The sequence below is a fragment of the Deinococcota bacterium genome, assembly GCA_030858465.1.
Lineage (GTDB): Bacteria > Deinococcota > Deinococci > Deinococcales > Trueperaceae > JALZLY01.
The window spans coordinates 1-8,492 of sequence record JALZLY010000037.1 but is presented as its reverse complement, the minus strand read 5'-3'; the positions used below and the strand labels follow the sequence as shown (position 1 = coordinate 8,492).

Annotated in this window: 10 protein-coding genes; 4 read left to right on the top strand and 6 right to left on the bottom strand. The window is 65.4% G+C overall.

Features of this window, described 5'->3' with window-relative positions; all coding sequences use genetic code 11:
- Positions 1-164 precede the first annotated feature (164 nt).
- Genes M3498_02155 through M3498_02135 form a run of 5 tightly spaced genes read right to left on the bottom strand, consistent with a single transcriptional unit; the run spans position 165 to position 2,319 of the window.
- A complete protein-coding gene (locus M3498_02155; GenBank protein MDQ3458099.1) occupies positions 165-542 on the bottom strand; it encodes a DUF2089 domain-containing protein in 378 nt (125 codons plus the stop codon).
- Between the two features lie 31 nt (positions 543-573).
- Positions 574-900 (bottom strand): hypothetical protein, encoded by a 327-nt coding sequence (locus M3498_02150; protein ID MDQ3458098.1) that lies wholly within the window; start codon positions 898-900, stop codon positions 574-576.
- Positions 897-1,301 carry a hypothetical protein gene (locus M3498_02145; GenBank protein ID MDQ3458097.1) on the bottom strand — a complete coding sequence of 135 codons (405 nt, stop codon included), beginning with the start codon at positions 1,299-1,301 and terminating at the stop codon, positions 897-899. Before M3498_02145 ends, M3498_02150 begins: the two co-directional genes overlap by 4 nt.
- Complete coding sequence (locus tag M3498_02140; protein ID MDQ3458096.1) at positions 1,298-2,095, bottom strand: hypothetical protein; 798 nt, start codon at positions 2,093-2,095, stop codon at positions 1,298-1,300. The genes M3498_02145 and M3498_02140 overlap by 4 nt, the downstream gene beginning before the upstream one ends.
- Positions 2,092-2,319 (bottom strand): hypothetical protein, encoded by a 228-nt coding sequence (locus tag M3498_02135; GenBank protein ID MDQ3458095.1) that lies wholly within the window; start codon positions 2,317-2,319, stop codon positions 2,092-2,094. Before M3498_02135 ends, M3498_02140 begins: the two co-directional genes overlap by 4 nt.
- 256 nt (positions 2,320-2,575) lie before the next feature.
- Between M3498_02135 and M3498_02130 the strand changes: the two genes are divergently transcribed.
- From M3498_02130 to M3498_02120, 3 genes are all read left to right on the top strand, one after another.
- Positions 2,576-2,821 carry a cold-shock protein gene (locus tag M3498_02130; GenBank protein ID MDQ3458094.1) on the top strand — a complete coding sequence of 82 codons (246 nt, stop codon included), beginning with the start codon at positions 2,576-2,578 and terminating at the stop codon, positions 2,819-2,821.
- Between the two features lie 493 nt (positions 2,822-3,314).
- Positions 3,315-4,088, top strand: a complete 774-nt coding sequence (locus M3498_02125) for a sugar phosphate isomerase/epimerase (protein ID MDQ3458093.1) — start codon at positions 3,315-3,317, stop codon at positions 4,086-4,088.
- A gap of 65 nt (positions 4,089-4,153) precedes the next feature.
- Positions 4,154-4,624 (top strand): MOSC domain-containing protein, encoded by a 471-nt coding sequence (locus tag M3498_02120; GenBank protein MDQ3458092.1) that lies wholly within the window; start codon positions 4,154-4,156, stop codon positions 4,622-4,624.
- A gap of 183 nt (positions 4,625-4,807) precedes the next feature.
- On the opposite strand, the gene M3498_02115 is transcribed toward M3498_02120, so the two are convergent.
- Positions 4,808-6,070, bottom strand: coding sequence for an ROK family protein (locus tag M3498_02115; protein MDQ3458091.1), 1,263 nt, complete (start codon positions 6,068-6,070; stop codon positions 4,808-4,810).
- A 546-nt stretch (positions 6,071-6,616) separates the two neighbouring features.
- Between M3498_02115 and M3498_02110 the strand changes: the two genes are divergently transcribed.
- A partial coding sequence (locus tag M3498_02110; protein MDQ3458090.1) for a hypothetical protein occupies positions 6,617-8,492 on the top strand: 1,876 nt, incomplete at its 3' end.

Genomic DNA, 8,492 nt, shown 5'->3' with positions numbered 1-8,492 from the left:
GTGGCGGAGGGCTGATGGTGCGGACCGGCGGCGCGCGACCGGGCGTCCAAGCACTTCAAGCGGATGGTCGACTGCTTTGGGGTAGTGCGGCCGCAGCAGAGCCTCGCGCAGCTACTGCCGGTAGCCTCAGACGTGGCACGAGCCCTTTAGGGACGGGCTTCTGCTCAGCGCTTTTTGAGCGCCCGCAGGCGCGACGCCGCCTCCTCCGCCGTGACCTCGCCGCGCTCCAGGGCCGCCAGGACCTCCGAGCGCTCGTCGGCCGCGTCCTCGGCGGCCTCGTAGCCGAGCGTCTTCAGCATGTTCTCGAACCTGAGGCGGACGGTCGGATAGGAGAGGCCTAGGATGCGCTCGACCTCCTTTAGGTTGCCGCGCGTCTTGACGAAGAGGCGCATGAAGTCCAGATGCTCGGCGGGCAGGAGGGCGAACTCGTTGGGGGCGAAGCGCCCTTCGATGCGGATGCCGCTCGTCGGGCACTCGAGCAGGAGAATCTCCAGGGGGTCGCCGGTGACGGGGCAGCGGGTGGGCATGGGGTGTCTTTGCATGGCTTTGTCCTTCATTGTTTAGAGAGCATTGTTAGAGAGGGGCGAGCTCGAGCGTGAAATCGGTGGTTTTGAGGCTCAGGTAGGGTTCGCCGCTGGGCAGACGCAGCAGCTCCCGGCCCGGCGTCAAGCCGGCGAGGACTTGCTCGGGGCTGAGCTGGTAGGGGGCGGAAATGGCTGGCAAGACCTTGAGGTAACGGTTGCTCCAAACCAGCAAGGTCATGAGGCGCAGCGCGAAGAGGAGAAGCTCCTCGAGCACCCAGAGCGGCATCACCCAGCGCAGCCGGAAGCGGCCGGCCTCGAGGCGGAGGTAGAGAAGCCTGGGACGCGCCTCGTAGAGGCGCTGGAGCACGTCGTTCATACCACCTCGATGATGATCCGGACCTGCTTGCCCTCGTCAAGGGCCTCGACGTCGATGAGCCGGCCTTCGGGCAGGTCGTCTCGCAGGGTGTCGAGCAACTCGACCAGGTCGATGCCCTGCGCCTCGAGCTCGCCGCGCACGTCCTTGGGCACGAACTGCAGGGCGAACTTGGCGAGCGGCGCGGGCACGTTGACGCGGACCTTGGCCTCGTCCTCGGCGTCGACGAGAATGCGGATCATCTTGGCGGCGCTTCGCGGTCGGCTCAGAGCGGCGCCTTGGGCCCCCCCCAGGGCGGCCAGCAGCTCCTCCGCCTCAGCGACCGTCACCTGCTGGGCGTAGAGCATCTCGAGCACCTTGCGGGTTTCACTCATGGCGGGTTGCACGCACGGGGCCCCTTTCACGCACGGGGCACCTTGATGTCCAAGTTGCCCATCTTGACGAAGAGATCCAGGCTGGCCCTGCCCTCGCCCATCTTGATGGGACCGTCGATGTCGATGGCGCCCATGCTGACCTTGCTGCTCAGCTTCACGCTCGAGCCCCTGAGCAGCGCGATGTCGGCGTTGCCCATCGACACCTGCACCCGGTGCTCGCCCTCCACGAGGCGCAGTGTGGCGTCAAGGTTGCCCGCCTTGAGCTCGAGGTCGAGGCCTTCTACCTCCTCCAGCTCCACGTTGCCGGCGACCACCCGGCCCCTCACGAAGGCCACGCCGCTTATCTCGATGTTGCCCGCCTTGGCCGAGAGGTCCACGCCGCAATCCGGCGGCACCGCGATCTTCAAACTGTTGCGCCCGCTCAGCAGCGATTCGATGCCCTGAGCCTGGACCGCCCAGTCCTCGCCTTGGCGCCCCAGGTCGGCGCCCTCTACCCGCGGCTCGGCGAGTCCCTCCTCGCGTCTCACCTCGAGGTTTTTAGCCATCATCCCGATGCGCAGCCAGCGCAGAGGGGGCTGCGCGCCGCGGCTAGGGCCGGGCGGTTCCGGAGGTGAGGGGCTGGCGGAGGGCGGCGGGGGCGCCGCGGGAGAGGCCCCCTGCGGAGGGGGCGCCGCCCCCAGCGCTTCCTCGTCGGCCATCGCCTCGGCGGTCTCGGCCTCGTCCAAGGCCTCGAGCAGCAGGCTGGCCTCCTCCTCGCTGATCTTGCCCTCGCCGAGAAGAGCCTCGACCCGCTGCCTTTCGTTCATGCTCGACCTTTCGTTCATGCTCGACCTTTCATGTAACGCGGGAGTGCGTAGGGGTAGGTGCCCGGCGCGCTCAGCTTCCGCGCGGGCTCGAGGCGGTCGGCCAGCGCCCGCAGGCTCGCGGCCGCCCAGAGGCGCCAGGGGGTGTGGGGCAAGAGCCGGGCCTGCTCGGCTTCCGCCCGCAGGCGGGCCAACTTGGCGCGGGTTTGTAGCTCGGTGGCTGAATAGCTATTCCAAAAGTCCATCGCCGACCTCCTGGAAGAAATATAAACCAATACTCACATATTGTCAATAGATACTTGCCATTTCGTGAGGAGCTCGATAAGAGGAGGCGATACCGCGCTTGGTTGAGGCCGGACGCACCCGCGAGGCATTGTGCTTTTCACGGCTATCGAGTATAGTAGTCTTTGCCTGGACAACACGCTGGATGTGCTGGCAGGTTGGGCCTCGGCCCGAGAATGCACGGCGTGCAAGAGCGCACGCAGGAAAAGAGTAGGTAAAATGGCAACAGGTACGGTAAAGTGGTTCAACGGCGAAAAGGGCTTCGGCTTCATCGAGCAGAGTGACGGGGGCGCGGATGTGTTCTGTCACTTCTCGGCCATCAACTCCGACGGCTACCGCAGCCTTAACGAGGGCGACGAAGTCGAGTTCGAGGTTGAACAGGGCCAGAAGGGCCTGCAAGCCAAAAACGTCAAAGTCACCCATGCTGCGCCCGCAGCGCCCCGTCAGCAAAGATCGCGCTACTAAAGCCTATCCTTTGAAGACACGCGCCCGCTCAGGCGGGCGTTTTTCGTGCTACCCGGCGGAGGCGACTGGTCCTTCGAGGCGACTGGTCCTTCGACGAAGCCAAGACATCTGAGAACCAACGCCAGATGGAGATACCCCGCGGCCTGGTTAGCCTCTTGCTCGCGCATGTATGTACCCGTCTTCGGCTGCACCACCAGCTCGAGGCTGCTAGACCTAGGAGAGCTTTTTCAGAGTGATTTTACCTGGGCTTAACAAGAAATCCTTGGCATTCGGACGAGTTAAAACAGCGAAGAAGGGCGCAGGCTGCCTCTAGGGGTGTCGCACTTCATATTTGAAGTGGCGAACTTTCCAGCTATGCTCCCAAGGCCAGGGCGGTCAAGGCATGACAGCTTCTTGGCTTGCCTTGGCGCGCGATATCTTCTGCTCCGCTAGGATATGATCGCTTCAGCCAAGAAGCTGCGCCGGAAGCAAGCATCACCATGAAGGAGGCACCATGAACCCCGCCACCACGCCGCCTATCGCCCTCCAGCTCTACAGCAGCCGCGACTTTGGCGGCTCCCTGGACAGCCTCTTCGGCGAGGTCGCCGCCGCGGGCTACAGCGGCGTCGAGACCGTCGGTACCCAGGGCTGCACCGCCAAAGAGCTGCGCGAACTTCTAGGCAAGCACGGCCTCAAGGTGTGCTCGAGCCACTACGCACTCGAGGCCCTGCAAGAGGGCCTCAAAGAGATCGCCGGATTTCACGAGGCCGTAGGCAACCGCGACCTGGTGGTGCCGTGGCTGCCTCATCAGCTCTACGACGACACGAAGGAGAGCTGGCAGACCATCGGCCGGCAGTTGGGCGAGCTGGGCGCGCGCTGCCGCGAGCACGGCCTGCGCCTGCACTACCACAACCACGCCTTTGAAATGGCCGAGGTCGAGGGCAGGCTGGGGCTCGAGTGGCTCCTGGACGCGGCCAGCCCCGAGAACCTGGGCTTTGAACCCGACCTGGCCTGGATGGTGCGCGGCGGCGTGGCCCCGATGACGCTGCTGGAGGGCTACGCCGGGCGCTGCGAGCTCGTGCATATCAAGGATCTGACAGCGGAAGGCGAGAACGCCGATGAGGGCGGCTGGGCGGACGTGGGCGCGGGCCGGCTCCCCTGGGACGAGCTGCTGCCGGCGGCAAGGGTAGCCGGGGCGAGGTGGCTCATCGTCGAGCACGACCAGCCCAAGGACCCGGTGGCAAGCCTGCGGAGGAGCGCCCGCTTTTTGCAGGACGGGCTGCTTTAGTCTGGCCGTCAGTCGGGACGCGGGTTTGGCGCGGGTCGCTCACAAGGGCTGAACGAGGAGAACGAGTGACGGGTGAGATCGTTTCGCTTCATGCGGGCGGCCAGGGCCTAGCCAAGGAGGGCGCCCCAAGCCTCGTGCTGGTTGAGGGCTACGGGGCGCGCGGCGACCGGCACGCCGGGAGGGACCGCGACCGCGCGGTGCTCATCACGCCGGCCAGCAGCTACCTTTATATTGCCCGCGCGGGGATTTTGCTGCGCTACGGCATGCTCGGCGAGAACCTCGTCCTTGCCGGGCTCGACCCGCACCAGCTCCCGAGCGGCTCGCGTTTGCGGCTTGGCGACGCGGTTCTCGAGCTGACCACGGCCTGCACCGTTTGCAGCAGCTTGAGCAGCATCGACCTTCGGCTGCCCAAGCTCGCCTACGACAGGCGAGGCGTCTACGCCAGGGTTGTGGCAGGGGGAAGGGTCCACCGCGGGCAAGCCGTGACCGTGACGACAGCCCTCGCGTCTCCCGCGCAAGCGCCTCCCGACTCGTGAGCCGCCGTGGTGATCACCCCGGCACAACTTGGAGGTGACCTTTCCAGCTACGATCGGGGCCGCGGTCTTTCCGCGAAGGCCGTCTCGAGCGGCGGCCGCGAATCTCTTTGTGCCAGTAGTTCAGGGTGCCCCGACGAGGCACCCGAAGACGAGGCGGATTGGTTCACATCAGAGGTTTGGCCGTCACGGCGTCCGCGGGTCGGCGTCGCGCGGTTCGGTTGCGGCCAGCCTGGCGTCAGTAAGCAGACCCGGCAAGGCCAGAAAACCCTCGAGCGCCAGGGCTACCCCCCCCATCGGCACCGACTCGGCGCCCAGCGGCGAGACGATCACCCGCGCCTGCGCGCGCGGCGCGGAGAGCGCATCGGCTTCGATCACGCGCGCCACCACCGGCAGGACGGCCTGGGCGACGGCGGCCAGGTTGCCGCCCAAGACTACCAGCGAGGGGTTGAGCACGTTGATGAGGTTGGCCGCCACCAGCCCCAGGAACTCCCCCGTCTCCCCCAAGATCGCCAGAACCTCCTCGTCTCCCGCCTCCGCCCGCCGTGCGACCGCCCAGATGTCGCCGAGCACCACCCCGCGCTCGGCCAGCCGCGCCAGAATCGCCTCTTCCGAGGCGTAGGCCTCGAGGCAGCCCCGCCCGCCGCAGGCACAGGGCCTGCCCCCCGGCACCACCTTGATGTGGCCGATCTCGCCCGCGAAGCCGCCGGCGCCCCGGTAGAGCCGCCCGCCCAGGAAGAGGCCGCCACCCACCCCGGAGTGGCCGGTGATGTAGATGAAGTCCCTGACCTTGCGGCCCTTCCCGAAGAGCTTTTCGGCTAGCGCCGCGGCCTTGGTGTCGTTGTCGACGAAGACGGGCGCGTCAAGGGCCTCCCTTAGCCGCTCGAGGATGGCCACGTCGCGCCAGCCCAGGTTGGGCGCTAAGACCAGCCGCCCGCTTGAGTCCATGAGGCCGGGGATCCCCACGCCGATCCCCCGCACGGCTCCAACTGTAAAGCCGCAGGTCGCCGCCAGCCTCAGAGTGGCTTCCCGAAGCTGGTGGAGGGCCCCTTCGACGTCCCGGCTGCCGGCGACCTGCAAGCGGCCTCTGACCTGGCCGTCCAGCGAGGTCGCTATCAGCCGGATGGTGCTGGGCTCGAGCCTCACCCCGACGAGGAGGCCGGCCTGGGCGGAGATGCTCAGGGCCACCTCGGGCCGGCCCGGCCGCCCCTTGCTCTGTCTCACGCTGCGGTGGATCAGCCCCGCCTCGTCGAGCTGGGCGATCACCGCCGACACCGTCGCCTTGTTTACGCCCGCATAGCTGCTCAGCTCGAGTTGGGAGCTGTCAGGGTGGTCTCTGAGCGCGTGAAAGATGCGAGCGACATTGAACTGGCGAATCAGCGCGGAATTGATCGCTTCACCCCGTTTCAGCACGGTGCGGGCACGCCGCAAAAACAGCCGCAACAACATCGTTCATCGACGAAACCTCGGACGGTTCTTCAAGTCCAGACCCCGGGTTTTATCCTTGACATCTCGCCTATATCAAAGTATATTGGCAATTAGTTAGACAGTCAATTTAATCTCGTTCCCTCAATACAAGGGGTTTGGTATAAAACCGCACACGAACATGAAACCGTCTGCCGGTCAAGCTGTTTCCGCTCGCCTAGGAGATCCGTCCAAACTTATCCTCGCTATCCCATCGTCCGCCGTGACGTCGCCTGCTCCGTTTTGCTCGAGCCCCTGGAGGAACAGTGAACACCAAGACCACCGCGACTTCACTCGCCGTCGATGTGCCTCGCGTGCGCTGTTGACAAGCCCCCGCCAAGGGGGCGGTTGGAGACGGGCCTGGGGTGTCGGTATGAAATGCGTTTGGACGCCACACGCTTAGAGGCCATTCATGTAGGGGCCATATAGAGGCCCATAGCTGCTCAAGAGAAAGGGGTCGAGTCAAATCAAACTGGGTCAGTACAGGTCCAAAAATCAAGCAGGTCCAGAAATCAAGGAGGAACTCAAGGGATGAAACAAGCAAACGCTAAGCGTCTATGGCTGTCGGTGGTTTTGCTGGCGGCTTTCGGCTGGTTCGGCTTCGCCGTCGCGGCTCCCGAAATCGTCGGGGAGGTCGAGGCCGGACTCAACGAGGACCAGGAGATGGTAGTCCGCTTTCAGACCGACGGTCCCGCCATGAGCGAGGTGAGCTACGGCGCCGAAGGCGACCTCTCTCAAACGACCGAGGAGGTCACCGCGCTCGAGGGCGAGCATGAGCACGTCCTCACCGAGATTGCGCCGGGCACGAGCTACAGCTACCGGATTCGCGTCTGGGACTGGAGCGGCAGCGAGTACAGCAGCGACGAGATGACGCTGACCACGCCGGCACTGGCCCCTCCCGGAGGGCTCCGCGCCATGACGGGGGACGAGACGGTCACCCTGTCCTGGGATCTAGCCTTCGGAGCCAGGGAGTACCTCGTCCAGCGCGCGGAGACTCCCGGCGGACCCTACGACACCGTCGCCACGGTCGAAGGTAACAGCTACCAGGACGTGGGCGTGAGCAACGACCAGGAGTACTACTACCTCGTCTCGGCAGTCGGCCCTGCCGAAGACGCTTCCGAAGCGTCCGCCGAACTGGCCGTAAGGGTCGAACCGTCTCTCGCCAGCGACAGCTTTGAAGATGGCCTCGATGAGACGGTCTGGCGCGTCTACCGAACCAACCCTGACGCCGAGATCGCCGTTGCCGGCGGTCAACTGAGAATGGAGAACTTCAGCACCGGCGGCTGGGAAAACAACCAGGGCGGCGTCATGCTGAACCAGGCGCTCGATCTGACGGGCGTCACCACCGTCGTTGAAATCGAGTATGCCGAGGCTGGCTGGACACAGCAGAACCCCGGTTTCTGGGCCGACGGTAGCATCGACGGTGACGACACCTGGAACCATCCCGGCTTCCGCTTGACGGTCGGCGGAAGCGGCTTCAACTCCGAGGTCACGCCGGCGGCGGACGCTTCCTTCGAACCAGGACTCTCGGGCGAGGCCACCCCACCCTACACCCTCGAGTGGGTCCTCACCCATGAAGAGGGCACTACCTTGGACACGCAGGCGCTGATCGGCGGAGAGCTCGTCAGCGAGGGCCGGATTGACCTCGGTAGCCTCGACCCCAGCGAACTTTACCTCTACCTCTACGTGTCAAACGACACTGCCGAGGGCTCGGCTGCCTTTGAGCGGGTAGCGGTGCGCCAGGAGCCTGTTCAAGCTGCTGACCAGACCCTGACGGCGGCAACAGAAGAGACCACAGAAGAAGCAACGGCCTCGGCGACAACCGATGAGCCCGCGCAGGAAACCGCTACCGAGGAGGCGGGCGGGCAAGAAGCTGCGCCGCAGACGGCTGAGGGAGCAACCGAGCTGACGCAGGCGACGGAGGACGCCGAGGAGGCCGCCGAAGACACTGAAGAAGCCGACGCCGCGGCGACGACCGAAGGAGAAACGGCCACGGTCCCGGTCGACGAGGGGCTTGACCTGCCCGTGGCGGTGCAGCTCTACAGCCTCCGCGACTTCGGAAGCTTCGAGGAGCAGCTGGCGCTCGTCGCCGAGACGGGCTATCTTGCCGTCGAACTCGTCGGCAACCACGGCCTGAGCGCTGACGAGATGAACGAACTCCTGGAGCGCTACAACCTCCGCGCCATTTCCGCCCACTACGGCTTGGACGACCTCAGGAACAACTTAGACGAGATCGTCGCCTTCAGCCAGGCGATCGACAACCAGAACATCGTCATGCCCTGGCTGCCCCAGTACATGCGCCCGGATAGCGTCGAGGGCTGGCAGGAGCTGGACGCGAGCTCGATGAGATCGGCGTGCGCCTGCGCCAGGAGCGCATGCTCTTCGCCTACCACAACCACGATTTCGA

Bases quoted from the DNA above. Each gene is read 5' to 3' on its own strand.
- M3498_02155 (MDQ3458099.1), bottom strand. From the start codon at position 542: ATGCAAAGACACCCCATGCCCACCCGCTGCCCCGTCACCGGCGACCCC.
- M3498_02150 (MDQ3458098.1), bottom strand. From the start codon at position 900: ATGAACGACGTGCTCCAGCGCCTCTACGAGGCGCGTCCCAGGCTTCTC.
- M3498_02140 (MDQ3458096.1), bottom strand. From the start codon at position 2,095: ATGAACGAAAGGTCGAGCATGAACGAAAGGCAGCGGGTCGAGGCTCTT.
- M3498_02135 (MDQ3458095.1), bottom strand. From the start codon at position 2,319: ATGGACTTTTGGAATAGCTATTCAGCCACCGAGCTACAAACCCGCGCC.
- M3498_02130 (MDQ3458094.1), top strand. From the start codon at position 2,576: ATGGCAACAGGTACGGTAAAGTGGTTCAACGGCGAAAAGGGCTTCGGC.
- M3498_02125 (MDQ3458093.1), top strand. From the start codon at position 3,315: ATGAACCCCGCCACCACGCCGCCTATCGCCCTCCAGCTCTACAGCAGC.
- M3498_02115 (MDQ3458091.1), bottom strand. From the start codon at position 6,070: ATGTTGTTGCGGCTGTTTTTGCGGCGTGCCCGCACCGTGCTGAAACGG.